The organism is Dyella sp. C9 (assembly GCF_003332825.1).
Classification (GTDB): domain Bacteria; phylum Pseudomonadota; class Gammaproteobacteria; order Xanthomonadales; family Rhodanobacteraceae; genus Dyella.
Genome location: NZ_QIRF01000005.1, coordinates 240,308 through 264,646, shown reverse-complemented (window position 1 = coordinate 264,646; position 24,339 = coordinate 240,308). Strand labels below are relative to the sequence as shown.

Annotated in this window: 25 protein-coding genes; all 25 read left to right on the top strand. The window is 67.2% G+C overall.

Translation table 11 applies throughout. The annotated features are described in order from the left end of the window. On the top strand, window positions 1-195 hold a 195-nt coding region (locus DVU99_RS09610; RefSeq protein WP_255412912.1), incomplete at its 5' end, for a flagellin. 234 nt (window positions 196-429) lie between these two features. Next, window positions 430-1,842 (top strand): flagellin, encoded by a 1,413-nt coding sequence (locus tag DVU99_RS09605; protein ID WP_114239982.1) that lies wholly within the window; start codon window positions 430-432, stop codon window positions 1,840-1,842. Between the two features lie 181 nt (window positions 1,843-2,023). Continuing rightward, window positions 2,024-3,532 carry a flagellar filament capping protein FliD gene (gene fliD / locus DVU99_RS09600; protein ID WP_114239981.1) on the top strand — a complete coding sequence of 503 codons (1,509 nt, stop codon included), beginning with the start codon at window positions 2,024-2,026 and terminating at the stop codon, window positions 3,530-3,532. Between the two features lie 16 nt (window positions 3,533-3,548). Next, the gene (fliS, locus tag DVU99_RS09595) at window positions 3,549-3,971 is read left to right on the top strand and encodes a flagellar export chaperone FliS (protein ID WP_114239980.1); all 423 of its coding nucleotides are present in this window, start codon (window positions 3,549-3,551) and stop codon (window positions 3,969-3,971) included. After that, window positions 3,968-4,264, top strand: a complete 297-nt coding sequence (gene fliT / locus DVU99_RS09590; RefSeq protein WP_114239979.1) for a flagellar protein FliT — start codon at window positions 3,968-3,970, stop codon at window positions 4,262-4,264. The genes fliS and fliT overlap by 4 nt, the downstream gene beginning before the upstream one ends. Window positions 4,265-4,443: 179 nt before the next feature. Next, window positions 4,444-4,914, top strand: coding sequence for a PilZ domain-containing protein (locus DVU99_RS09585; RefSeq protein ID WP_232823536.1), 471 nt, complete (start codon window positions 4,444-4,446; stop codon window positions 4,912-4,914). Window positions 4,915-5,280: 366 nt separating this feature from the next. Then, window positions 5,281-6,705: a sigma-54-dependent Fis family transcriptional regulator gene (locus DVU99_RS09580; protein WP_114239977.1), complete on the top strand. Its 1,425-nt coding sequence runs from the start codon at window positions 5,281-5,283 to the stop codon at window positions 6,703-6,705. Window positions 6,706-6,827: 122 nt separating this feature from the next. Then, entirely contained in the window at window positions 6,828-7,157 is a 330-nt protein-coding gene (gene fliE, locus DVU99_RS09575) for a flagellar hook-basal body complex protein FliE (RefSeq protein WP_114239976.1), read from the top strand. A 48-nt stretch (window positions 7,158-7,205) separates the two neighbouring features. Continuing rightward, window positions 7,206-8,906: a flagellar basal-body MS-ring/collar protein FliF gene (fliF, locus tag DVU99_RS09570; protein WP_114239975.1), complete on the top strand. Its 1,701-nt coding sequence runs from the start codon at window positions 7,206-7,208 to the stop codon at window positions 8,904-8,906. Window positions 8,907-9,071: 165 nt separating this feature from the next. Then, a complete protein-coding gene (fliG, locus tag DVU99_RS09565) occupies window positions 9,072-10,067 on the top strand; it encodes a flagellar motor switch protein FliG (protein ID WP_198670250.1) in 996 nt (331 codons plus the stop codon). Then, on the top strand, window positions 10,064-10,714 hold the full coding sequence (locus DVU99_RS09560) for a flagellar assembly protein FliH (RefSeq protein WP_114239973.1): 651 nt from the start codon (window positions 10,064-10,066) through the stop codon (window positions 10,712-10,714). Before fliG ends, DVU99_RS09560 begins: the two co-directional genes overlap by 4 nt. Continuing rightward, a complete protein-coding gene (gene fliI, locus DVU99_RS09555; protein WP_114239972.1) occupies window positions 10,711-12,072 on the top strand; it encodes a flagellar protein export ATPase FliI in 1,362 nt (453 codons plus the stop codon). Before DVU99_RS09560 ends, fliI begins: the two co-directional genes overlap by 4 nt. Continuing rightward, a complete protein-coding gene (gene fliJ, locus DVU99_RS09550) occupies window positions 12,069-12,506 on the top strand; it encodes a flagellar export protein FliJ (RefSeq protein WP_114239971.1) in 438 nt (145 codons plus the stop codon). The genes fliI and fliJ overlap by 4 nt, the downstream gene beginning before the upstream one ends. Before the next feature lie 37 nt (window positions 12,507-12,543). Continuing rightward, complete coding sequence (locus DVU99_RS09545) at window positions 12,544-13,803, top strand: flagellar hook-length control protein FliK (RefSeq protein ID WP_114239970.1); 1,260 nt, start codon at window positions 12,544-12,546, stop codon at window positions 13,801-13,803. Between the two features lie 523 nt (window positions 13,804-14,326). Continuing rightward, window positions 14,327-14,821, top strand: a complete 495-nt coding sequence (gene fliL / locus DVU99_RS09540; RefSeq protein ID WP_114239969.1) for a flagellar basal body-associated protein FliL — start codon at window positions 14,327-14,329, stop codon at window positions 14,819-14,821. A gap of 12 nt (window positions 14,822-14,833) precedes the next feature. Then, a complete protein-coding gene (fliM, locus tag DVU99_RS09535) occupies window positions 14,834-15,850 on the top strand; it encodes a flagellar motor switch protein FliM (RefSeq protein WP_114239968.1) in 1,017 nt (338 codons plus the stop codon). Further along, entirely contained in the window at window positions 15,847-16,191 is a 345-nt protein-coding gene (fliN, locus tag DVU99_RS09530) for a flagellar motor switch protein FliN (RefSeq protein ID WP_114239967.1), read from the top strand. The genes fliM and fliN overlap by 4 nt, the downstream gene beginning before the upstream one ends. A 5-nt stretch (window positions 16,192-16,196) precedes the next feature. Beyond that, entirely contained in the window at window positions 16,197-16,565 is a 369-nt protein-coding gene (gene fliO / locus DVU99_RS09525; protein WP_232823535.1) for a flagellar biosynthetic protein FliO, read from the top strand. Next, entirely contained in the window at window positions 16,562-17,347 is a 786-nt protein-coding gene (gene fliP, locus DVU99_RS09520; protein ID WP_304529405.1) for a flagellar type III secretion system pore protein FliP, read from the top strand. The genes fliO and fliP overlap by 4 nt, the downstream gene beginning before the upstream one ends. A gap of 255 nt (window positions 17,348-17,602) precedes the next feature. Further along, window positions 17,603-17,872, top strand: coding sequence for a flagellar biosynthesis protein FliQ (fliQ, locus tag DVU99_RS09510; protein ID WP_114239965.1), 270 nt, complete (start codon window positions 17,603-17,605; stop codon window positions 17,870-17,872). Beyond that, entirely contained in the window at window positions 17,869-18,639 is a 771-nt protein-coding gene (fliR, locus tag DVU99_RS09505; RefSeq protein ID WP_114239964.1) for a flagellar biosynthetic protein FliR, read from the top strand. The genes fliQ and fliR overlap by 4 nt, the downstream gene beginning before the upstream one ends. A 12-nt stretch (window positions 18,640-18,651) precedes the next feature. Further along, window positions 18,652-19,788: a flagellar biosynthesis protein FlhB gene (gene flhB, locus DVU99_RS09500; protein WP_114239963.1), complete on the top strand. Its 1,137-nt coding sequence runs from the start codon at window positions 18,652-18,654 to the stop codon at window positions 19,786-19,788. A gap of 11 nt (window positions 19,789-19,799) precedes the next feature. Next, complete coding sequence (gene flhA, locus DVU99_RS09495) at window positions 19,800-21,890, top strand: flagellar biosynthesis protein FlhA (RefSeq protein ID WP_114239962.1); 2,091 nt, start codon at window positions 19,800-19,802, stop codon at window positions 21,888-21,890. Window positions 21,891-22,009: 119 nt separating this feature from the next. Beyond that, on the top strand, window positions 22,010-23,395 hold the full coding sequence (gene flhF, locus DVU99_RS09490) for a flagellar biosynthesis protein FlhF (protein WP_114239961.1): 1,386 nt from the start codon (window positions 22,010-22,012) through the stop codon (window positions 23,393-23,395). A 14-nt stretch (window positions 23,396-23,409) separates the two neighbouring features. Continuing rightward, a complete protein-coding gene (locus DVU99_RS09485; RefSeq protein WP_114239960.1) occupies window positions 23,410-24,339 on the top strand; it encodes a MinD/ParA family protein in 930 nt (309 codons plus the stop codon).

Below are 24,339 nucleotides of genomic sequence, written 5' to 3'. Positions count from 1 at the left end.
CGCTTCCAGTCGACGATCTCGACGGTGCAGGCACAGACCACCAACCTGCAGTCGTCGCAGTCGACCATCCAGGACGCTGACTTTGCGTCCGAGACGGCCGCACTGAGCCAGGCGCAGGTGCTTCAGCAGGCGGGTATCTCGGTGCTGGCCCAGGCCAACTCCAACCCGCAGCAGGTGCTCAAGCTGTTGCAGTAACGGGTAAGCACCGGGCCACGCCTGCGTGGCCGGGATACCAGAAGGAAAAAAACCGGGCCGCTTGTCGGTCCGGTTTTTTTTGCGCGCCGCGTCGCGAAAAAAGTGGGATGTCAAGCTCAAGAAATCCGCGGGAGGGCCGAAAAGTTCCCTGAGGCGGTTGGCGCTCCTGTGTGGAGGCCAGCTGCCGGCACCAACACACAATTAGACCGGCGACGGTCCCGTAGGAGAAACGCCATGTCTCTCGTCATCAACACCAATATTTCCTCGCTGCAGACCCAGAACAACCTGAGCAAGTCGCAGAGCGCGCTTTCCCAGGCTACCGAGCGCCTGTCCTCGGGCCTGAAGATCAACAGCGCCGCGGACAATGCCGCAGGCTTCGCGATCTCGCAGCAGTACACCACGCAGATCGGCGGCCTGAACCAGGCCAGCGCGAATGCATCCGATGCGATCAACCTGGCACAGACCGCCGGTTCCGCGCTGGACCAGGTCACCGCCAACCTCCAGGCGATCCGCGACCTGGCCGTGCAGGCCGCCAACGGCACCTACACCGACGCCGACCGCGCTTCGATCGACCAGGAAGTGCAGCAGCGCCTGCAGGAAATCACCCGCATCGCGAACCAGACCACGTTCAACGGTTCGAACGTGCTGGATGGTTCGTTGAAGACCAAGAGCTTCCAGATCGGCGCCAACGTCGGCCAGACCATCAGCGTGAGCCTGGGCACCAGCGTCAAGGCCAGCGCCATGGGCCAGGTCGCCGAAGTGGACACCGGCGCGATCAATGTCGGCACCGGCCTGACCGTGGCCTCGGGTGGCCTGACCGTCACCGACGGCACCAATACCTACAATGTCGCCCCGGGCACGTACAACAGCGTCAGCAGCCTGGCAGCCGCTATCAACACCGCCGCGGGCACCAATGTGGCCTCGGTCGACGCCACCACCGGTGAACTGACCCTGGCCAGCGGCGATTCGCTGGGCGGCACGCTCACCACCGGCGGTACCCCGGTGCTGGCCACCGACGGCTCCAATGCCGCGGCCGCCACCGGCGACACCTCGAACGAAACGCTGACCATCAACGGCACGCAGGTCAGCCTGGCCGGCGTGAGCAGCCTGCAAGACCTGTCCGATGCGATCAATGCCGCCGGCATCACCGGCGTCAGCGCTGCCGTGAACTCGGCGGGCACCGGCGTCAATTTCTACTCGCAGAGCGCGCTGACGATCACCGATACGGTGGGTTCGGCCGGCACCACCGCGGGCAACATCATCACCGGCAAGGCCTCGGACGCCAACACCGGCAATGCCTATGCCTCGGGTGACACGGCCGACACGGGTGGCTCGCTGGCCAACGGCAGCGTGCTCACCGTGGACAGTGCCAACGACCTGATCTCGCGCATCGACGTTGCCCTGACCACGGTCAGCAACTTCTCGGCGCAGCTGGGCGCGGTGCAGAACCGCTTCCAGTCGACGATCTCGACGGTGCAGGCACAGACCACCAACCTGCAGTCGTCGCAGTCGACCATCCAGGACGCCGACTTCGCTGCCGAAACCGCCGCGCTCAGCCAGGCGCAGGTGCTGCAGCAGGCCGGTATCTCGGTGCTGGCCCAGGCCAACTCCAACCCGCAGCAGGTGTTGAAGCTGCTGCAGCAGTAACCGCGTGAAGGGATCACGCGCGACGTGATCCCGCCAGCGGAATGAGCCACCGGGCTGCAATGCGGTCCGGTGGCTGGTTCGCAAGTCGCTGGCAAAGACCTTGCATATAGAGGTCTTTGCCAGCGGCTCGACGGATCTTTGACGCAGGCAGATTCCCAAGATACCTGAGAGAACCCTACCGATGACTACCTCCAGCACCAGCTCCACCAGCAGCAGTCTGAGCTCCCTGCTCAGCTCTCTGACCGGCAGCAGCTCCGGCACATCGAGTTCGTCGTCGAGCTCGTCCAGCAGCTCCAGCACGTCGAGCAGCGGTACGGGCCAGTCGATCCTCAGCGCAGCCGGCATCGGTTCGGGCCTGGACGTCAGTTCCATCGTCAGTGCGCTGGTGGCGGCACGCCAGGCGGCGCCGCAGCAGTCGATCACCAACCAGACCACGGCGCTCAACAACCAGTTGAACGGCCTCACCCAGCTCAACACGGCGCTGTCCTCGCTGCAGAGCGCGCTGAGCGCGCTCACCACGACCAGCACCTACCAGAGCTACAACGCGACGCTTGCGTCCACCAGCGGTGGCAGCAGCATCGGTACGGCCACCACCATGAGCAGTGCCCAGCCGGGCACCTACACGGTGGCGGTAAGCCAGCTGGCCACGGCACAGTCGCGCACCAGCAGCGCGGTGACCACGGGCACGGCGGTCGGCGCGGGCAACCTCACCATCGCGGTGGGTTCCAGCACCATGACCATCGCGGTGTCGGCTACCAACACGCTGTCGGACATCGCTGCGGCGATCAACAGTTCCTCGTCCAACCCGGGCGTGAACGCCACCATCGTCAACGGCGTCAACGGCCAGCAGCTGATCCTCACCTCGCAGAAGACCGGTACGGCCAACGCCTTCACGGTCAGCGCGGACTCCACCAGCAGCAGCGGCCTGCAGTCGCTGGCTACCCAGCTCAACACCGCCGGCAGCAACGAGGCGCAGAACGCCGAGCTCACGCTCAACGGCATCGCTATCACCAGTGCATCCAACTCAGTGAGCGGCGCGCTGGACGGCGTCACGCTGAACCTCACCTCCACGGGCACCAACCAGCTGACGGTGTCGCAGGACACGTCGGCCGCGTCGAGCGCCATCCAGGCCTTCGTTACGGCCTACAACAGCTATGTGTCCACGGCCAGTTCGCTGACCAGCTACGACTCCACCACCAACACGGCGGGTCTGCTGCTCGGCAACTCGACCATGACCCAGGTGCAGAACCAGATCAACCAGGTGCTGAGCGGCTCGGTCAAGGGCAACAGCATCGGCACGCTGGCCAACCTCGGCATCACCCGACAGGCCGACGGCACGCTGAGCATCGACACCGATACGCTCAACAGCGCGCTGAGCACCAACCCCAGCGCCGTGCAGAACCTGTTCAGCAGCACCACCGGCTATGCCACCACGCTCAACAACGCGCTGAACGTCTTCACCACCTCGGGCTCGGGCATCATCCCGTCGCAGATCACCAGCATCAACAGCCAGCTGACCCAGCTGCAGACCGAGCAGACCGCGCTGACCGCGCGCATGGCGGTCTACCAGCAGCAGCTGCAGACGCAGTACACCAACCTGGACACGCTGATGTCGTCGCTCAACAGCACGAGCAGCTACCTGACCACGGCGCTGGCCCAGCTGAACGACTCCAGCAGCTCGAAGAGCTGAACAAGGACGCCAGACGATGACCTACGGTTCCATGCGCAACGCCAGCGCGATGTACCAGGAGACCAACGTTCGCGGAAAGGTCGAGGGGGCCGACCGGCACCAGCTCACCAGCCTGCTCTACGACGGCCTGATCGATCGCATCACGCAGGCGCGTGGCGCAGCCCATCGTGGCGACGTGCCCGCCAAGGGCACGCACTTCGCGCGGGCCCAGGCGATCCTGATCGAGCTGCGCGGCACCTTGAACCACGACGCGGGTGGCCAGCTGGCCACCCGGCTCGACTCGCTCTATGACTATGTCGGCCGCCGCCTGCTGGCGGCCCAGCTCAACAATGACGATCGCGCGTTCGACGAGGTTTTGGAACTGCTGTCCCCGGTGCGCGAGGCGTGGCAGAAAATTCGCCCGACGTTCCTGGCATCCCAGCAGGGCGCGGCAGCGTGAGCCATTCGGATACCGCCGCCGACCTGGTCGAAATCAGCGCCCGCATGGTGGGGCGCGCCCGTGACGGCGCGTGGGAACACGTGGCCCAGGACCTGAAGTTGCGCGACGAACTGCTGTACAGCCTGCCGGCCATGGATCCCAAACTGGGCGAGACGTTCCAGCTGCTGCTGGAGCACAACGACGAAGTCCGCGTGCTGGCCGGCACGGCGCATGACGACCTGGGTTCCCAGCTGGGCGAGCACCAGCGCACCCGGCGCGCCCTGCATTCGTACCTCGCTGCATCCGGCGACTGAAAACCGTCACGGCAGGCCGTGCGCGGCTCGGGCGCGCGGTTGCGCATAATGGGGCCGCGGCGCTCAGGCCGCGGCCGACGAACGAAGGGCGTATGCAAGAACCAACCTGGCTGGCATTTTCCGAGCGCGTGAATTTTGACGACAGCCTGCACGCAGGCTGCGAGGCGGCGACGCTGCCCTTGGGCGACCTGCAACAAGGTGCCTTGCGCGAACGCAATATCAGCGTGTTGTCCACGCTGGCCGCATTCACCGAGCGTCGCGCCGAACCTTCCGACAACGACAATCCTTTGACGCAGGAAGTGGCGAGACTCGACAGCAAGCTCAACGTGCTGATGGCCATGTTCGACCAGTGGCTGAGCCGCGATGCCAACCTGCCGCCGCGCGCCGCGCTGCGCTTCAATGCCATTGGCGCGGTGCTGCCGAACGAGCTGTGGCCTGCTTCCATGGCCACTGGCCTGTTGCGACTGCATTTCGACGGATGTCTGGCGCTGCCGCTGGAGCTTCCGGCACGGCTCGTGCAAGAGTGTGATGGCAATCACGTTTTCGTGGCGTTCGAAAATCTCGACGAAACCACGGGTGACGCGATTGAGCGTCTCGTGTTTCGCCATCATCGACGCAAAGTGGCAGAACGTCGCCAGAGCCTGATTTGACGCCGTCCGCGTGGGCTCAGCCAATATGTGATACGTATCACGCTACGAAAACTCGACGCGAAAAATCTTTGACGCAGATCTCGCGGCGCTGCCGCTGCAGGTCACTCTTTCGCTGAAATCTTGCGCAGAAATTACCTAATGGATTCAGTGGCCTGCGGCGTACCTTCGCGGATGCCGCAAAGGTCCGCTTTCCGGGGTGACGCAAGTTGGCACCTGTGTGCGGCCTGGAGCGCCGGAATTTCGTGCTGAGCTGGCCTTCTTCTTGCTGAACTTCTCCCGCAAGCGGCGACGGATTGACGTAATGCCGACGCTGCAGTCCAGGGGTTAGGGGTTCCATAGATGAAGCAGCAAGCACGAGAGTCGGGCATGGGAAAGTTCGATGTACTGGTGATCGAGTCCGATCACCGCAGGGCGGAGACAGTAGTTTCGGCACTCCAGTTCCTTGGCTATCGGCCGCTGCGTGGCGAGGAGGGCTTCGACGCCGAAGACCCGGCCCACGCATGGCGCGCCGTCTATGTAGGTAATGTCGAGGACGACGCCGAGGCCGAGCGCCAGTTTTCCTTGCTGGGTTCGGCCGCTGCCCATGTGATGGTGCTGCTCGCGTCGGATTCGGCCTGGATGGCGAGGCTGGGTGCCAGCTCGTCGCCGTTTGCCGCGCGTGTGGGCGTTATCGAGTTCCCCCTGCGCTACGAGCAGCTCACCGAGGCGCTGCGCGGACCGCAGGCCCAGGCGGTGCAGCGTCGCCCCGAATTGCGCCTGGTCGGCAGTTCCGGCCCGATGGCCCGCGTGAACGCGCTGGTGCGCCAGGTGGCGCCGTTCGACTCCAGCGTGCTGGTACTGGGCGAATCGGGCACCGGCAAGGAGATGGTGGCGCGCAGCATCCATGAGTGCTCCTCCCGTCGCGACAAGCCGTTCGTGGCGATCAACTGCGGCGCGATTCCCGCCGAACTGCTGGAAAGCGAGCTGTTCGGCCACGAAAAGGGTGCGTTCACCGGCGCCATCAGCACGCGCAAGGGCCGCTTCGAGCTGGCCGAGGGCGGCACGCTGTTCCTCGACGAGATCGGCGACATGAGCCTGCCCATGCAGGTGAAGCTGCTGCGTGTGCTGCAGGAGCGCGTGTTCGAGCGCGTGGGCAGCAACCGTACCCAGCGCTGCGACGTGCGCATCATCGCGGCGACCCATCGCAACCTGGAAGACGCCATCGCGAACGGCCAGTTCCGCGAAGACCTTTATTACCGCCTGAGCGTGTTCCCGCTGGAAATGCCCTCGTTGCGCGATCACCTGGACGACCTGCCGGATCTGGTGGCCGAGTTCAACCAGCGCCTGTCGCGCCGCGGGCTGGCCGGCGTGCGCTTCAGCGCCGGCGCCATGCATGCACTGCACGGCTATGCATGGCCGGGCAACGTGCGCGAGCTGTACAACCTGGTGGAGCGCCTTTCCATCCTTTATCCGCACAGCGAAGTGCGGGTGAGCGACCTGCCCGAGAAGTACCGGGGCCAGCAGGTGGTCGAGGAAGTGCGCGGCGCGGCGCTGCTATCGCTGATGACCGGCCAGTCGAGCACGCTGCCGGAGCCGATGGCGGTGGTGTCGTCCGACTCGCTGGTGATGCTGCCCGAGGGTGGAATCGACCTGAAGGATCACCTTGCCGACATCGAGGTCGGTCTCATCCGTCAAGCGCTTGACGTTACCGGTGGCGTGGTGGCGCACGCGGCGAAATTGTTGCGCATGCAGCGCACGACGCTGGTGGAAAAGCTGCGCAAGTACGGCCTGCAGCCGAGCCTGCAGGCCTGAGGCAGGGCGCGCAGAAACGCAGGCCAAACCTGCGTTGCGCGCATACTTTCGCAAGCTTGCGTCTTGCTGGCACAGCTTGTGCATTTACACACCCGTAACCCGTCACGCGCTGGATTTCCGTCATGAGTCAGATCGACGTCAACAACCTGCTGTCGCAGATGCGCCAGCTTTCCCTGCAGGTGAAGCCCGCCGAGCAGTCATTCACCGCGGCCGCGGCGAATGCCTCGCAGACGGACTTCTCCAGCCTGCTGAAGAAGTCGATTTCTTCCGTGGCCGACGCACAGACCGAAGCAGGGCAGCTCGCCGCAGGCTTCGAGCGGGGCGACGCCGGTGCCGATCTCGGTCGCACCATGGTCGCCATCAACAAGGCCGACCTTTCGTTGAACACGCTGGCCCAGGTGCGCAACAAGCTGGTCGACGCCTACAACAACATCATGAACATGCCGGTCTGACCGGTGCAGTGATCATGTCTTCGCGTTCCTACTACACGGGCAGTCTTCATGGCAGATAACGCCCTAGCGACCACCGACGAAAGCGCCGGTTCTCGCCTGGACCTCAAGCAGCTGGCGCGTACGCCGGCCTCCCGGCAGCTGCTGCTGCTGATAGGCGTGGCGGCTGCCGTAGCGCTCGGCGTGGCCGTGGTGCTGTGGTCGCGCGGCCCCAGCTACGGGCTGCTGTATGCCGGCCTCGAACAGAAGGATGCCGCTGCCGTCACCCAGGCGTTGCAGGCTTCCAACACGCCTTACACGCTGGGCGCCGACGGCAGCTCGATCATGGTGCCGGCCGCCGATCTCGCCGCGATCCGCCTCAAGCTGGCCGCGCAGGGGCTGCCGCAGGGCAGCGCCACCACCACCACGGTGCCCGGTGCCGATTCGCCGTTCGGCATGAGCGACCTGGCCGAGCGCACGCGTTACCAGCAGCTGCTGGAGACGGACCTGGGCAACACCATCGCCGGCCTGCAGTCGGTGCGCTCGGCGCGCGTGCATCTCGCGCTGCCCAAGCCATCGGCGTTCATTCGCGACAACCACGAGGCCAGCGCCTCGGTGCTGGTCACGCTGTACCCCGGCCGCCAGCTCGATGCGAGCCAGGTGGCGGCGATCGTGCACCTGGTGGCTTCCAGCGTGCCCAGCCTCGATCCCAAGCAGGTGTCGGTGGTGGACCAGCAGGGCCAGCTGCTCACCAACCGCGACCCGGCCAGCGCCAGTGCGATCGGTGATGCGCGCCTGCGCCTGGCCACCCGCATCGAGAACACCTATGCGCAGCGCATCGAGGAATTGCTGACCCCGCTGGTCGGCAGCGGCAAGGTGCGTGCGCAGGTCTATGCGGATCTGGACTTCAGCGAAACCGAGAAGGCCACCGAAACCTACGACCACGAGCATCCTGCGCTGCGCAGCGAGCAGACCAACAGCCAGCAGCGCGTGGGCGAGGCCAACGATGCCGGCGTGCCGGGCGCGTTGAGCAACCAGCCGCCCAACACGGTGGCGCAGCCGACGGCGGCGCGTCCCAACGCCGGCAAGGCCCCGGGCAAGGGCGCCAACGCCACCACGGCGCAGGCGCAGCAACCTGGCGAGACCTCCAGCAGCGCCACGCGCAACTACGAGCTTGACCGCACTATCAGCCATGTCAGCGACCCGGCTGGCCGCCTCGCGCGCCTGACGGTGGCGGTGGTGGTGGACAACAAGAGCGTTACCGGGGACAAGGGTCCCAAGAGCGTGCCGTTCACCCCGCAGGAGCTGGATCACCTCACCACGCTGACCCGCAATGCGGTGGGCTACAACGAGTCGCGCGGCGACAGCGTGAGCGTGATCAACCAGCCGTTCCACCAGGACGCCAATACCGATTCCACGCCGCCACCGGTGGCGTTCTGGGAACGTCCGGGCATGCTGGATCTCATCAAGCAGGGCGCTGGCATCCTGGTTGCGCTGCTGGTGGCATTCGGCCTGCTGCGCCCGTTGCTGCGTGGCCTCACCCGCAGCCCGTCCGCGAGCAAGGAACTGGCGCTGGCGCAGGAGATGTCCATGCCCACCATCTCCGTGCGCGTCGACGACGCGGACGAGGAAGACGACGGCATGGCGCGCCTGGCGGTGAACCCCACGCTCGCCTACGAGCAGCGCATCGGGCTGGCTCGCCGCATGGTTGGCGAGAACCCCAAGCAGGTGGCGCAGGTGGTCAAGAACTGGGTGGGCGAGGATGGCGGTTAAGTCGGCCCGCGCCCCCATGACGGCCGCACCGGTGGTGCGGCTTGGGAAAGCACGCGCGTGGCCGATATGCGTGAAGCGGGGCGCACCGCTTCGCGCAAGGTCCCTAGGGTTGGCATCGGCAATGCAGGCAGTCGGGCGGAACGAACTATGAAGGCAGAATTGCAACTGGGCGGCGCGCAGCGCGCGGCCATTCTCCTGCTTACCCTGGGTGAGCAGGACGCCGCCGAGGTGCTCAGGCACCTCAGCGCGCGCGACGTACAAGCCGTGGGCAGCGCCATGGCCAGCCTCACCAACGTGTCGCGCGAGCAGGTGGAGCACGTGCTCGAACGCCTCAACGAGGACATGGGCCGGCATACCTCGCTGGGCGTCGGCACCGAGGAATACATCCGCAAGATCCTGGTCAACGCGCTGGGCGAGAACAAGGCGGGCGGCCTGATCGACCGCATCCTGCTCGGCCGCACCAGCAAGGGCCTGGAGTCGCTCAAGTGGATGGAGAGCCGCGCCATCGCCGAGATGATCGGGCAGGAGCACCCGCAGATCATCGCGCTGGTGCTGGCACACCTGGAGCCCGACCAGGCGGCCGAGGTGATCGGCTACCTGCCGCCGCGCACGCGCAGCGACGCGGTGATGCGCATTGCCACGCTCGATGGCGTGCAACCGCACGCGCTCAACGAGCTGGATGAGATCATGGAGCGCCAGTTCGCCGGCGGCAACACCAAGAAGCTCAAGTCCGCCAGCGTGGGTGGCCTCAAGGCCGCGGCCAATATCCTCAACGCGATGGAATCCAGTCGCGAAAACGAGCTGATGAGCGCCATCCGCAGCCACGACGCCGGCCTGGGTGGCCGCATCGAAGAGCTGATGTTCGTGTTCGAGGACCTCGCCGAGCTGGACGACCGCAGCATGCAGACCCTGCTGCGCGAAGTGCCGACGGCCCGCCTGGTCACGGCGCTCAAGGGTGCCGAGCCCGGCGTGCGCGAGCGCATCTTCGCCAACATGTCCAAGCGCGCCGCCGACATGTTGCGCGACGACCTGGAGGTGTCCGGTCCGGTGCGCCTCAGCGAAGTCGCCGCTGCACAGAAGGAAGTGCTCGCCATCGCGCGCAAGCTGGCCGACGCGGGCACCATCAATCTGTCCGGTACCGGTGACGAGCTGGTCGCATGAACGCGGTGCTCACCCACGACCATTTCTTCGCCTTCGAGCGCTGGCAGCCGCCCGAGGTGGGCGATCCGGAGCCCGCGCCGGAGCCCGTTGCCGAGCCGGTGGCCCAGCCCACCGTGCGCGACCTGGAGGAAATCCAGCGCCAGGCGCACGACGAGGGCTACGCGGCCGGTCATGCCGAGGGCATGGCGGCGGCATGCGATGTGATCAACGAGCGCATCCGTCGCCTCGATGCCTTGCTGGAGTCGGCGGCGCGCCCGCTGCACTCGATGGACGAATTGGTGGAACTGGAACTGGCGCGGCTGGCCATGACTGCCGCGCGCCAGGTGCTGTCGCACGAACTGCGCAGCTCGCCCGACCTGGTGGTCGAGGCGGTACGGCAGGCCGCGCTTGCACTGCCGGCATCCACCGGCAGCCTACGCGTGCGCCTGCACGCGGACGATCTCGCCCTGATGCGCACGCTGGGTGCCGCGGAAAACCACTGGCACCTGGTGGCCGACCCGACCCTGCAGCGCGGTGACTGCATCCTCGAGAGCGAACGCTCGCGCCTGGATGCTCGCGTGGAGACGCGCCTGGCTGCCGTGGTCGATGCCGTGCTCGGCTCCGACGGCGAAGACCTCGACGCCGATGCGGACGAGGTGCGCGGATGACGGCCGCCGGCCATTCGCGCACGGAGCTTTGGCAGGAGCGGCTGGCACGCCGCCGCCTGCGCGCGCAGGGCGCGCACACGCTCACCGTGGAAGGCCGGCTGCGCCGCGTGGTGGGCCTCACCCTGGAAGCGGAAGGCTGCGAGGCCCCGCTGGGTGCACGCTGCATGGTCACCACTGCCGATGGCAGTGAACTGGATACCGAAGTGGTCGGCTTCGCCGACGAGCGCCTGCTGCTGATGCCGGTGACCGAGATGCACGGCGTGCTGCCCAATGCGCGCGTGCGTCCCTGTGCCCATGCCAGCGGCCTGCCGGTGGGCATGGCCCTGCTGGGGCGCGTGGTGGGCGCCGATGGTGCGCCGCTCGATGGCATGGGCCCGCTCGACGTGGACGAACATGCCACCCTCAAGCGCGAGCCGATCAACCCGATGGCGCGCAAGCCGATCGATACGCCGCTGGACACCGGCGTGCGCGCGATCAACGCGCTGCTCAGCGTGGGCCGTGGCCAGCGCCTGGGCCTGTTCGCCGGCTCGGGCGTGGGCAAGTCCACACTGCTGGGCATGATGACGCGCTACACCGACGCCGACGTGGTGGTGGTGGGCCTGATCGGCGAGCGCGGCCGCGAAGTGAAGGAATTCGTTGAACACACGCTGGGCCCGGAAGGGCGCGCTCGTGCGGTCATCGTGGCGGCGCCGGCCGATGCGCCTCCGCTCAAGCGCCTGCGTGGCGCGCAGTACGCCACCGCCATCGCCGAGTGGTTCCGCGACCGTGGGCAGCGCGTGCTGCTGCTGATGGACTCGATCACGCGCTATGCGCAGGCGCAGCGCGAGATCGCCCTGGCCATCGGCGAGCCGCCGGCCACCAAGGGCTATCCGCCGTCAGTGTTCGCCATGCTGCCGGCGCTGGTGGAGCGGGCCGGCAACGATGCCGAGGGCCGGGGGTCGATCACCGCGTTCTACACCGTGCTCACCGAGGGCGACGACTATCGCCACGACCCGATCGCCGATGCCTCGCGCGCCATCCTCGACGGCCACATCGTGCTGTCGCGAGACCTGGCCGAGTCGGGCCACTATCCGGCCATCGACATCGAGGCCTCGATCAGCCGCGTGATGCCCGCCGTGGTGGAGCGCGAGCACCTGCGCGCGGCGCAGCGCTTCCGCCAGGTCTATTCGGCCTACCGGCAGCAGCGTGACCTGATCGCCGTGGGTGCCTACCAGAAAGGCTCGGACCCCCAGGTGGACCACGCCATCGCGATGTGGCCGCGCCTGCGCGACTTCCTGCAGCAGGAGGTAGACGCACCCACCACGCTGGGTGACGCCATCGCCGCCCTGGAAGCGCTCACCGCCGGAGGCTCGCCGTGAGCTCCCGCGCCACGCGCCTGCAGCCGGCCGCCGACCTGGCGCGCGAACGCCAGGAGGCGGCGATGCAGAAGCTCGCCGAGCATCAGCAGCGCGTGGCCAAGGCCGAGCAACAGCTGCTGGAACTGCAGCGCTACCGCGAGGAGTACGGTGAGAACGCCGATGGCGTCAGCATCGCCGTACTGCTCAATCGCCGACGCTTCGTCGAACGCATCGACCAGGTGATCGCGCAACAGACCATCGAAGTGGCCCGTCTCAACCGGCAACTCGACCACGCCCGCGGCCAGTGGCGTGATGCGCATGCACGCGAGCAGGCGCTGGGCAGCGTGAGCGAGCGCTTCCGTGAGCAGGAACGAAAGAGCGAAGAGCGCCGCGAACAGGCCGAGATCGACGAGCGCATGCAGCACCGTCGACCCCACCGGGCGCAGCCGCGATGAACCGCACGTGCCCCCAAGCACCGTTGGAGATGTCCCCATGACGCCGTCCCTGGCCCTGTTGGTGAACACGCCGCCGTCCACGTCGAGCAGCCCCGCGCCTTCCAGCGGTTCCGCGTCGGACAGCTCGTCCAGTGATTTCAGCACGCCGCTGCGGCAGGCCTACCAGCAGCAGGCGGCACAGCAGGCATCGTCGCAGCAGCCGTCGACCACGCAGTCGGGCGCATCGCGCCCATCGGCGCAACGCACGGCGCATGGCTCGAGCTCATCCACGAACAACACTTCGTCGGCCCAAGCGTCGGGCACGGCGCAGTCCGCCGCCACGGCTTTGGATGCGGCCAGCGATGCCCAGGGCAAGGGCTCGGTATGGAATCCCGTGCAGGCGCAGGGCACGCAGAAGGACGGCGACAAGGCCGCCGCCACCGATCCCAATGCACCGCAGGACCCCGCCACGGCGATGCTTGCCCTGCTGGGCCAGAGCATTCCCGCGCAGGCCGCTCCGGCGCCCGCGCCGGCCGGCGCCGCCCCGAATGCGACGGTGGCTGCCACCGGTACCACGGGTATCACCACGACAGTCAAGGCCACGGCCGGCATGCCGGCCGATGCCGACGACCTGCTCGACGCGGCCAAGGCCGGCGACGACGATGGCAATGCCGCGCTCGATGCGCTGGCTGACGATGCCGGTGACGATGCCGCCAACGCCGGTTCGGCGCTCGGCGCCGAGGTCAAGCTCCTTGCCACCGCCACGCAGGGCAGCCAGCCCGCACAGTCCAGCGGCACGCACGGCAATCCGCTCGACGCCCTGGGCGTGGTGACCGCACCGATGATGCAAGCCCAGGCCAACGCTGCACAGGCGGCTCCGGCCCATGCGCTCGCCATGCAGTCCAGCGTCGGCACGCCGGCGTTTGCGCAGGAGTTGGGGCAACAGGTAGCCTGGCTGGGTGGGCAGGAGATCAAGCAGGCCCGCATCACGCTGCATCCGGAAGACCTGGGGCCGCTGGACGTGAAAGTCAGCGTGCAGCAGACGCATGTCGACGTCAGTTTCATCGCCCAGCATCCCAACGCCGTGCACGCCGTGCAGCAGACGCTGAGCCAGCTCGATTCCATGCTGGCCCACCATGGCCTTACGCTTGGACAGGCCCAGGTGGGGCAGGGCAGCAGCGGCCAGAACACCTCGGACGGGCAGGCCAGCGCGGGTAGCGCAAACTCCGCGGACGGCCAGGCGAGCGACAGCGGCGACCTCGCGTCCGTCGCCGCGCCGGTGGTGCAGGCCGTGGGCCTGCTCGACATGTTCGCCTGAGCGGCGGGCGAGTCCGGCAACAGATCGCAACCAACCCTGCGCAGCGGAACGCCAGGGGCGAGAGGGCGTAGCAACGCCCCTGTAGGAGCGCACCCTGTGCGCGAAAGCCCTACGCAGCGGAACGCCAGAGGCGAGGGGCGCGTAACGAGGGCGCAAGCCCGCACCTCCGTCACAGCCTGCAGATGGCTCCAGGTAGCCGGACTGCGCGCCCTCACCACTCACCTCTCGGCCCTTGCTCCGATCTGGTCGCGCACAGGGCGCGCTCCTGCAGATGCGGCACGGTAGCGGCAGATCGACCAGGCACCGGCATGGGGGCGTGCAATACGCGACAAGCTTTCGACAGCCTGCCATCGGCGCGTCGCGACCGCTCCCCGTCACGCGTCAAGAAAGCGCCGCCCGCCGCTCGGGCTTGGCCTAAATGCCCTTGAAACAAGGCTTTTCCTCGGTGGCATGGCGTTTGCTACCAGCAGGCATGTCCACTCGCGTCGAGTGGGACGGCTTTCGCGACTGACAGGGATTTGGCATGGCTCAGAACGAGCAGGTATCTGAAAACACCGGGGCGCCCCGCAAGCAGGGCACGTCCAAGATGGTGATGGTGATGGGCGTGGGCATGCTGGCCATGGCCGGCGTGTGCGCCTATGTGCTGCTCGGGGCGCGCGCCCACGAGCCCGCCGAAGAGGCGAAGGTGGTGATGTCCAAGCAGGAGCAGTTCCTCACCATGGACCCGCCGTTCGTGGTGAATTTCAAGGACGACCAGTCCATGCGCTTCCTGCAGGTGGGCGTGAGCCTGATGTCGCACGACGCGGCTGCGCTGGCCGCGGCCAAGGACGCAGACCCGGTGATCCGCAACGCGCTGGTGATGCTGTTCAGCAGCCAGGATTACACCATCCTCAGCGACGCCTCGGGCAAGCAGAAGCTGCAGGCACAGGCGCTGGACGCCGTGCGCAAGATCCTGGAACAGCGCCTGGGCCGTCCCGGCATCGAGGCGCTGTACTTCACCAGCTTCGTGATGCAGTGACGGGAAGGCGCCATGAGCGACTTGCTTTCACAGGAAGAAATCGACGCCCTGCTGGATGGCGTTGAGGGCGGCACGGTTGAGACCGGCAACGACGAACCGTTGCCGCCCGATTCGGTGATCTCCTACGACTTCACCCAGCAGGACCGCATCGTGCGCGGCCGCCTGCCCACGCTGGAGATGGTCAACGACCGTTTCGCGCGCTTCTTCCGCACCGCCGTGTTCGGCGTGCTGCGCAAGACCTGCGAGGTCTCGGTGCTGGGCGTGAAGATGATCAAGTTCGCCGAGTACGTGCACGGCCTCACCGTGCCGAGCAACCTCAACCTGGTACGCATCAAGCCGCTGCGCGGTACAGCGCTGGTGGTGATGGAGCCGCGCCTGGTATTTACCGTGATCGACAACTTCTTCGGTGGCGACGGTCGTTTCCATGCACGCATCGAGGGTCGCGACTTCACCCCGACCGAGACGCGCGTCATCCAGATCATGCTCACCGAGCTGTTCGCCGCGATGGCAGAAGCGTGGGCGCCGGTGATGCCGCTGAACTTCGAGTACATGAACTCGGAGATCAACCCTCAGTTCGCCAATATCGTGAGCCCCACCGAAACGGTGGTGGTGTCCAAGTTCCACGTCGAACTCGACGGCGGCGGCGGTGAAGTGCATCTCACCCTGCCGTACGCGATGGTCGAGCCGATCCGCACCCTGCTCGATGCCGGCGTGCAGAGCGACCGCGTCGACCGCGACCAGCGCTGGGCCGAGATGCTGCACGACGAAGTGCTCGATGCCGAGGTGGAGCTTAGCTCGCTGCTGCTCGAGACGCGCCTGAGCATCGGCGAGTTCCTGCGTCTTCGTCCTGGCGACGTGATCCCGGTGCAGATGCCCGAATTGTCCACCGTCTTCGCCGAGGACGTTCCCGTCTTCCGCGCCCGCTATGGCCAGAACAACGGCCGCAACGCCATCCGCTTCCATGCCCAGACAGGCCGCCGGGAAGTGCGCCTGTCCAACGAAATCGCCACGGAGATCAACCCCGCATGACCACGACCAACGACGCCGTCCTCGGCGCGACCCAGCGCGTAGAGTTCGATCCGCTCACCACGCACGGCACCGAGGGTACCGAGGTGAACCTGGACATGATCCTCGATGTGCCGGTGACCCTGGCCATGGAAGTGGGGCGCACCCGCATCAGCATCCGCAACCTGCTGCAGCTCAACCAGGGCTCGGTGGTGGAACTGGATCGTTCCGCCGGCGAGCCGCTGGATGTGTTCGTCAACGGCACCCTGGTCGCCCACGGCGAGGTGGTGGTGATCAACGAGCGCTTCGGTATCCGTCTCACCGACGTGATCAGCCCGGCCGAACGCGTGCGCAAGCTGCGGTGATCCCGATGATGCTTGCCCTGGCCTTGCCGGTTGCCACCGTGCCGGAACTGAACGTCGGCGGCGAACTGGTGCGCGTGCTGCTGAGCCTGCTCGGCATCGTGGCGCTGATCTTCGCCGCCGGCTGGCTCAGCCGGCGCCTGCAGTCGCGCACCGCGCCGGGCGGGCGCCGACTGCGTTGCGTGGAGAGCATGGCGGTGGGCGCGCGCGAGCGCGTGCTGCTGGTCGACGCCGATGGCAAGCGCCTGCTGCTGGGCGTGGGCCAGGGCGGCGTCCGCACGCTGCATGTCTATGACGGCGCGGCTCCGGAAGCCGTGCCGGCGCCGCCGATGCCCGGCTTTGGCGACGTGCTGGCCCGCTGGAAGCGCACCCCATGAAGAAATACCGACGCTGGATTCTCCTGCTGGCCCTGCTGCTGGTGCCGATGCTGGCCTGGGCTGCCCCGGTCATGCCGAGCATGCCGCAGATGCCCGCCTCGCCGGCCGGCATCCCCGTGCTGACCGTGCAGAACGCGCCGGGTGGCGCGCAGAACTGGACGCTGTCGCTGCAGTTGCTGGCACTGATGACGGTGCTTTCGCTGCTGCCCGCCGTGCTGCTGATGATGACCTCGTTCACGCGCATCATCATCGTGCTCGGCTTCCTGCGCCAGGCGCTGGGTACGCAGTCCACGCCGTCCAACCAGATCATGCTGGGACTGTCGCTGTTCCTCACCCTGTTCGTGATGTCGCCGGTGCTCAATCACGCCTATACCGATGGCGTGAAGCCGTACATGGACGGCACCATGGCCGCCGAGCAGGCCTTGCCGGCCGCTGCCGCACCGTTCCGGCGCTTCATGCTCGACCAGACCCGCGAGGCGGACCTGCAGCTGTTCACCCGCCTGGCCAATGAAAAGCCCTATGCGAGCAAGGACGATGTGCCGTTTCGCGTAGCGATGCCGGCCTTCGTCACCAGCGAGCTGAAGACCGCGTTCCAGATGGGCTTCCTGCTGTTCATCCCGTTCCTGATCATCGACCTGGTGGTGGCCAGCGTGCTGATGTCGATGGGCATGATGATGGTGTCGCCCACCATCATCTCGCTGCCCTTCAAGATCATGCTGTTCGTGCTGGTGGATGGCTGGACGTTGTTGCTGGGCACGCTGGCGGGGAGTTTCTATACATGAGCGTGCCGCGGTTTGCGCCCTCTCTCCCAGGTGGAGAAGGTTGGGGCGAGGGGAGCGCGCCTGCTGCCCCTTTCCATGCCCGTCATCCCAGCGAAAGCTGGGATCCAGCGACTTTCGCGGGTTGTCGCACATGCGTGGAAGAGGCACTGGATCCCAGCTTTCGCTGGGATGACGGTGAGGAGGATGCGCGCTTGCGCAAGCACCCATCCGTCACCCCAACTTTCCCCCGCGGAGAACGAACGCCGGAGCCGCGCCATGACGCCTGAGTCCGTCATCGAGTTCGGCCAGCACGCGCTTTACGTGGCGATGATGATCGCCGCGCCGTTGCTGCTCACCGCGCTGCTGGTGGGCCTGATCATCGGCGTGGTGCAGGCCGCCACGCAGATCAACGAAATGACCCTGAGCTTCATCCCCAAGGTCATCTGCATGGCTGTGGTCGGCCTGATCGCCGGGCCGTGGATGCTGCGCACGCTGGTGCAGTTCACCCGCCAGTTGATCGAGAGCCTGCCGGGGGCAGTGAAGTGACCAACGTCGACCTCGCCCAGATCCAGCATCTGCTCGGCTCGCTGCTGTGGGCGATCGGGCGGGTGAGCGGCGCCTGCCTGCTGGCGCCGGTGTTTGGCGATGCGGTGATGCCCAAGCGCCTGCGCCTGGGCGTGATGCTGGTGCTGGCCGTGGTGCTGGCGCCGCTGGCGCCGACCCAGATCGACCTCGCCTCGGCCGAGGGCGTCGCCACCATGGTCAGCCAGGTGCTGATCGGCGCGGCGATCGGCTTCGTCCTGAAGCTCGCCTTCGAGGCGGTGTCGCTGGGCGGTCAGCTGGTGGGGCAGAGCATGAGCCTGGGCTTTGCCGAAACGGTCGATCCCCGCGGTGGCGGCAGCTCGCCGGTGATCAGCCAGTTCTACCTGCTGATGGTGACCCTGCTGTTCCTGGTGATGGATGGCCACCTGCGCCTGATCGCGCTGCTGGCCGACAGCTTCGGCACGCTGCCGCCCGGCGCATCGGCCATTGATGCCAACAGCCTGCACGCGGTGGTCGCCTTCGGTACGCAGCTGTTTGGCGGGGCCGTGCGCGTCGCGCTGCCGGCGATGACCTCGCTGCTGATGGTGAACATCGGCTTCGCCGCGATCAGCCGCGCAGCACCCTCGATGAATCTCTTCGCGGTGGGCTTTCCGATCACGGTAACGCTGGGCTTCGTGGCCCTGTGGCTTTCGCTGCGCAGCGTGCCGGGTGCCTTCGAATCCCTGCAGAACAGCGCATGGACGCTGATGCACGAGCTGGCGGGCGGATAAGGAGGCAGCGCCATGGCTGAGCAGGACGATCAGGAACGCACCGAACAACCATCAGAAAAACGCCTGCGCGAAGCGCGTGAAAAGGGCGATGTACCGCGCTCGCGCGACCTGTCGGGTTCGGTGGTGGTGCTGGCCGGCGTGTCCGCGCTGATCAGTGGCGGCGAAGGCGCCATGGAACACGTGCGCCGCATCTATGGGCTGGGCCTGAACTATGGCCGCGACGCGCTGTTCACCGATGCGCTGCCCACGCGCGTGCTGGTGCAGGCCCTGCACGAGGCGCTGCTGCTGATGGCGCCGGTGGCGCTGGCCACGGTGCTGGCCGCGCTGGCCGCGCCGGTGTTGCTGGGCGGCCTCAATTTCAGTGCCGAGGCGCTGCAGCCGAAATTCGAGCGGCTCAACCCCATCGAGGGCCTGGGACGCATCTTCGCCATGCGTGGCCTGGTGGAACTGGGCAAGTCGTTGCTCAAGCTGCTGCTGATCGGCGCCGTGCTGGTGATGGTGCTGAAAAACTGGCAGGACGACCTGATGTCCACCGGCCGCGGCGAGGTGGGCGCCGGCATGCTCAAGGCGATGGGCCTGCTCGGCCATGGCGCCTTGCTGTTCGGCTCGATCCTGGCGCTGATCGGCGGTGCCGATGCGCTGTACCAGAAGTTCGACCACAACAAGCGCCTGCGCATGACCCGCCAGGAGCTCAAGGACGAGTCGAAGGAAAACGACGGCAACCCGGAACTCAAGGGCCGCATCCGCCAGCTGCAGTTCCAGATGGCGCGCAAGCGCATGATGCAGGAGCTGCCCAAGGCCGACGTGGTGGTGACCAACCCCAGCCACTTCGCGGTGGCGCTGCGCTACGACGACGGTCGCATGGGCGCGCCGCGCGTGATCGCCAAGGGCATGGACGAACTGGCCCTGCAGATTCGCCTGGTGGCCGGCAGCCATCGCATCCCGATGGTGGAGGCGCCGCCACTGGCGCGCGCGCTGTACGCCACCACCCAGCTCGACCGCGAAATCCCCGCCTCGCTGTATGTCGCGGTGGCACAGGTGCTGGCCTATGTATTCCAGCTCAAGCAGGCGATGGCGCGCGGTGACGAACCGCCACGCGCCCCGCAACCCGATGTCGACCCGGACCTGATGGGTCCCTACAAATTCTGACGGAACCACGCATGGCCACTGCTACCGCCATCGACAGCCTCAAGACCCTCGGACGCCGCGGCATCGGCGCGCCGGTGATCATGCTCGCCATGCTGGCGATGATGATGCTGCCGCTGCCGCCGTTCATCCTCGACATGCTGTTCAGCTTCAACATCGCGTTGTCGCTGGTGATCCTGCTGGCGGTGATCTACGTGATGCGCCCGCTGGAATTCGCGGCCTTCCCCACCGTGGTGCTGATGGCCACGCTGCTGCGACTGGCGCTGAACATCGCCTCCACCCGCGTGGTGCTGCTGCACGGCCACGACGGCCCCGGCGCCGCGGGCAAGGTGATCGAGGCGTTCGGCGAGTTCGTCATCGGCGGCAACTTCGCGGTGGGCCTGGTGGTGTTCGCCATCCTCACCATCATCAACTTCGTGGTGGTCACCAAGGGGGCCACCCGTGTGTCCGAAGTGACCGCGCGCTTCACCCTGGACGCCATGCCCGGCAAGCAGATGGCGATCGACGCCGATCTCAACGCCGGCCTGCTCAACCAGGAACAGGCACGCGAGCGCCGCCAGGAAGTGCGCGAGGAGGCGGACTTCTACGGTTCGATGGATGGTGCCTCCAAGTTCGTGCGCGGTGACGCCACCGCGGGCATCCTGATCCTGCTGATCAACATCGTCGGCGGCTTCTTCGTCGGCGTGATGCAGCACGGCCTGTCCGCCTCGGAGGCCGCCAAGACCTACACCCTGCTCACCATCGGTGACGGCCTGGTGGCGCAGGTGCCCTCGCTGATGCTCTCGATCGCCACTGCGGTGATCGTCACCCGCGTGTCCAAGTCGCAGGACATGGGCAAGCAGCTGATCGGCCAGGTGTTCGGCCAGCCGCGCGCGCTGGCGGTGGCCGGCGCAGTGCTCGGCGTGATGGGCCTGATCCCCGGCATGCCCAACATCGCCTTCCTGCTGCTGGGCGCCAGCTGCGGCGGTGCGGCCTACCTGATGACCAAGCGCGACCGCGAGGCCAAGGAACGCGTGGCCAAGCTGGCCGCCGAAACCCCGCCGCCGGCGCAGCCGACCGAGCGCCTGGAACTGGGCTGGGAAGACGTCGCCAGCGTCGATCCGCTGGGCCTGGAAGTGGGCTATCGCCTGATTCCGCTGGTGGATACCCACCAGGGCGGCGAGCTGATGGGCCGCATCAAATCGGTGCGCCGCAAGCTTTCCCAGGAGCTGGGTTTCCTGGTGCCGGCGGTGCATATCCGCGACAACCTCGACCTGGGCCCCAGCACCTACCGCATCACCCTGATGGGCGTGCCGATGGGCGAGGCCGAGGTGCACAACGACCGCCTGCTGGCGATCAACCCCGGCCGCGTGCAGGACGGCCTGCAAGGCATCGCCACGCGCGATCCGGCCTTTGGCCTGGAAGCGCTGTGGATCGAACCGGGCCATCGCGAACAGGCGCAGAGCCTGGGCTACACGGTGGTCGATCCGGCGACGGTGATCGCCACCCATCTGTCGCACATCCTGCAGGGTCACGCGCACGAGCTGCTTGGCCACCAGGACGTGCAGCAGCTGCTGGACCGCCTGGCGCAGAGCGCGCCGAAGCTGGTCGAGGACCTGGTACCCAAGCGCCTGTCGCTGGGCGTGGTGGTGAAGGTGATGCAGAACCTGCTCGCCGAACGCGTGCCGATCCGCAACATGCGCTCCATCGTCGAATCCTTGGCGGAGCACGCAGGACAGAGTCAGGATCCCGGCACTCTCACCGCCGCCGTGCGCGTGGCGTTGGGTCGCCAGATCGTGCAGGAGATCACTGGCCTGGGCACCGAGATCCCGGTCATCACGCTGGCGCCGGAACTGGAGCAGATCCTGCTCGGATCCCTCGCAAATGGCGGTGTGGCGGGCGCCGCGGTGGAGCCGGGTCTTGCCGACCGCCTGCAACAGGGCGTCGCGGAGGCTTCGCGCAAGCAGGAAATGAGCGGCGAACCGGCCGTGTTGCTGGTCGCGCCGCAGTTGCGTCCATGGCTCGCGCGCTTCACGCGCCACGTGGCACAGAACCTGCACGTACTGGCTTACAACGAGGTGCCGGACAACCGCAGGGTGCGTTTGGTGCAGGCACTGGGTCGATAAGAACGGGAAGTGGAAATGGAGGGTAGGACGTTGGAACAGCAATGGCAGCACAGCATGGAGAGCCGGCGGGTACTGCACGCGCAACCCGACGTTTCCGCCGTTCAATTGCGGAGCAAGGCATGAAGATCAAGCGTTTCGTGGCCGCCGACATGCGACAGGCCATGCGAGAAGTGCGCGAGGAGCAGGGCCCGGATGCGGTGATCCTGTCCACGCGCAGGATGGATGACGGCATCGAGATCATCGCGGCCGTCGACTTCGATGAAGCCCTGGTGCGCGAAGCCGCACGGCACGGTGCACCGTTGCCGGTGGAACAGCCCACGCCGGCAGTCAACACGGCACCTTCCAACGAGGAACTGCCCACGCTGGCGGCGCGCCGCCAGGAAGTGCTGCCGCCGCCGCTGCCGCCGGCCAGCCGTCGCGAAGAAGACGTGGTCAGCATGATGGTGCCGCGTCGTGCGCCCTTGCCGCCGGTGCAGCCGCAGCCCGTGGCCGCGGTGCCGGAGGTGTCGGCGAAGGCCGTCGACGCCGAGGTGCCCGCCGAGACGACCGCCACCCTGCATCCGCTGCTCGAGCGCGCCATGCAGGACACCGCGCGCGTGCGCGCCGAGCTGGGCAGCCTGCGCGACCTGCTGGAGACGCAGCTTTCCAGCCTGGTGTGGAACGACATGGAGCGCCGCCAGCCGATGCGTGCTCGCGTGCTGCGCGAGATGACCCGGCTTGGCATCGAGCCCGACGTGGCACGCCAGCTGGTCAACGAACTGCCGGTGGACATCAACGCCGAGCAGGCGCGCTACCTGCCGCTGGGCGTGCTCAGCCGCAGCCTGTCGATCAGCCGCCGCGACGAGTCCGAGCGCCAGGGCGTGATCGCCCTGGTCGGCCCCACCGGCGTGGGCAAAACCACCACCATCGCCAAGCTGGCGGCGCGCGCGGTGATGCGCCACGGCGCCTCGCAGGTGGCGCTGGTCAGCACCGACCACTACCGCATCGGCGCGGCGGCGCAGCTGGAGCACTACGGTCGCCTGCTCGGCGTGCGCGTGTATCCGGCCTACGACGCCGAGAGCCTGGGACAGGTGCTGAGCCTGCTGCGCGGTTGCCATACCGTGCTGGTGGATACCGCAGGCCTGGCCGGCAACGATCCGCGCCTGGCCGAGCAATTGGAAGTGCTGGGGCAGGGCGGCGAGCTGCGTGCCTGCCTGGTGCTGGCGGCCAACGCCCATGCCTCCTCGCTCGACGAGGCAGTGCGCGCCTACCTGCCGGTGAAACCGCACGCCTGCATCCTCACCAAATTGGACGAGGCGCCCAGCCTCGGGGGCGCGCTGTCGGTGGTGATCCGCCACAAGCTCGCGCTCGACTACATCACTGATGGCCAGCGCGTGCCGGAGGACATCGCCACCGCGGATGCGCGTGTGCTGGTGTGCCGCGCGGCGCAGGTACTCAAGAGCAACAGTGCGGCCGATGACGATGTCATGGCCGAACGCTTCGGACTGGCGGTGGCCAACGCATGAACGGTGTCTTCGCAATGAATCAGGCCGTGGGCCTGGAGAGCATGCTGCGCGCGCTGGCTGACCGCCACGGCAGCAAACCGTCGTCCACCAGCGACCATGCCAGGGGCCTGGGCGGCAACGGCGGGGCGCAGCGTCGCTGCCGCGCCATCGCCGTCGCCGGCGGCAAGGGTGGCGTGGGCAAGACCACGGTGTCGGTGAACCTGGGCATGGCCCTGGCGATCGCCGGTCACCAGGTGATCCTGCTCGATGCCGACATGGGCCTGGCCAATGTCGACGTGTTGCTGGGCCTCACGCCCACCCATCACATCGGACACCTGCTCGACGGCAGCTGCGGCATCGAGGATCTGCTGTTGCCGGCGCCGCACGGCCTGAAGGTTGTGCCGGCCGGTTCGGGTGCACGCCGCCTGGCCCAGCTGGGCAACGGCGAGCACGCCGCGGTGATCCGCGCCTTCGACGACCTGGCGGTGCCGCCGGACTACCTGCTGGTGGATACCGCCGCCGGGGTGTCCGACAACGTGGCCATGTTTGCCGCCGCCGCCGACGACGTGGTGCTGGTGGTCTGCGACGAGCCGGCCTCGCTCACCGATGCCTACGCGCTGCTCAAGGTCCTGAGCCGCGAGTTCGGGGTGCGCCGCTTCCGCATGGTGGCCAACATGGTGCGCAACGCCAGCGAGGCCCGCGTGCTGCACCAGAAGCTGGCCCGCGTATGCGACCGCTTCCTCGACGTGGCGCTGGAATTCATGGGCATGGTCCCGCACGACGAACGCCTCAAGCAGGCGATCCGGCGGCAGGGCGCGGTGGTCGATTTGTGGCCATCGAGCCGGTCGGGACAGGCATTCAAGCAATTGGCAGGTGCGGTCGATACATGGGGTGAACCCGAGCGACTGGGGCTGGACCGCATTGCGTTCTTCAGCAGACAGACCGCAGTAGCGACGGGGTGGTGA

Coding starts and splice junctions, on each gene's coding strand:
- DVU99_RS09605 (WP_114239982.1), top strand. CDS start 430: ATGTCTCTCGTCATCAACACCAATATTTCCTCGCTGCAGACCCAGAAC.
- fliD (WP_114239981.1), top strand. CDS start 2,024: ATGACTACCTCCAGCACCAGCTCCACCAGCAGCAGTCTGAGCTCCCTG.
- fliS (WP_114239980.1), top strand. CDS start 3,549: ATGACCTACGGTTCCATGCGCAACGCCAGCGCGATGTACCAGGAGACC.
- DVU99_RS09580 (WP_114239977.1), top strand. CDS start 5,281: ATGGGAAAGTTCGATGTACTGGTGATCGAGTCCGATCACCGCAGGGCG.
- fliE (WP_114239976.1), top strand. CDS start 6,828: ATGAGTCAGATCGACGTCAACAACCTGCTGTCGCAGATGCGCCAGCTT.
- fliF (WP_114239975.1), top strand. CDS start 7,206: ATGGCAGATAACGCCCTAGCGACCACCGACGAAAGCGCCGGTTCTCGC.
- DVU99_RS09560 (WP_114239973.1), top strand. CDS start 10,064: ATGAACGCGGTGCTCACCCACGACCATTTCTTCGCCTTCGAGCGCTGG.
- fliI (WP_114239972.1), top strand. CDS start 10,711: ATGACGGCCGCCGGCCATTCGCGCACGGAGCTTTGGCAGGAGCGGCTG.
- DVU99_RS09545 (WP_114239970.1), top strand. CDS start 12,544: ATGACGCCGTCCCTGGCCCTGTTGGTGAACACGCCGCCGTCCACGTCG.
- fliL (WP_114239969.1), top strand. CDS start 14,327: ATGGCTCAGAACGAGCAGGTATCTGAAAACACCGGGGCGCCCCGCAAG.
- fliM (WP_114239968.1), top strand. CDS start 14,834: ATGAGCGACTTGCTTTCACAGGAAGAAATCGACGCCCTGCTGGATGGC.
- fliN (WP_114239967.1), top strand. CDS start 15,847: ATGACCACGACCAACGACGCCGTCCTCGGCGCGACCCAGCGCGTAGAG.
- fliO (WP_232823535.1), top strand. CDS start 16,197: ATGATGCTTGCCCTGGCCTTGCCGGTTGCCACCGTGCCGGAACTGAAC.
- fliP (WP_304529405.1), top strand. CDS start 16,562: ATGAAGAAATACCGACGCTGGATTCTCCTGCTGGCCCTGCTGCTGGTG.
- fliQ (WP_114239965.1), top strand. CDS start 17,603: ATGACGCCTGAGTCCGTCATCGAGTTCGGCCAGCACGCGCTTTACGTG.
- flhB (WP_114239963.1), top strand. CDS start 18,652: ATGGCTGAGCAGGACGATCAGGAACGCACCGAACAACCATCAGAAAAA.
- flhA (WP_114239962.1), top strand. CDS start 19,800: ATGGCCACTGCTACCGCCATCGACAGCCTCAAGACCCTCGGACGCCGC.
- flhF (WP_114239961.1), top strand. CDS start 22,010: ATGAAGATCAAGCGTTTCGTGGCCGCCGACATGCGACAGGCCATGCGA.
- DVU99_RS09485 (WP_114239960.1), top strand. CDS start 23,410: ATGAATCAGGCCGTGGGCCTGGAGAGCATGCTGCGCGCGCTGGCTGAC.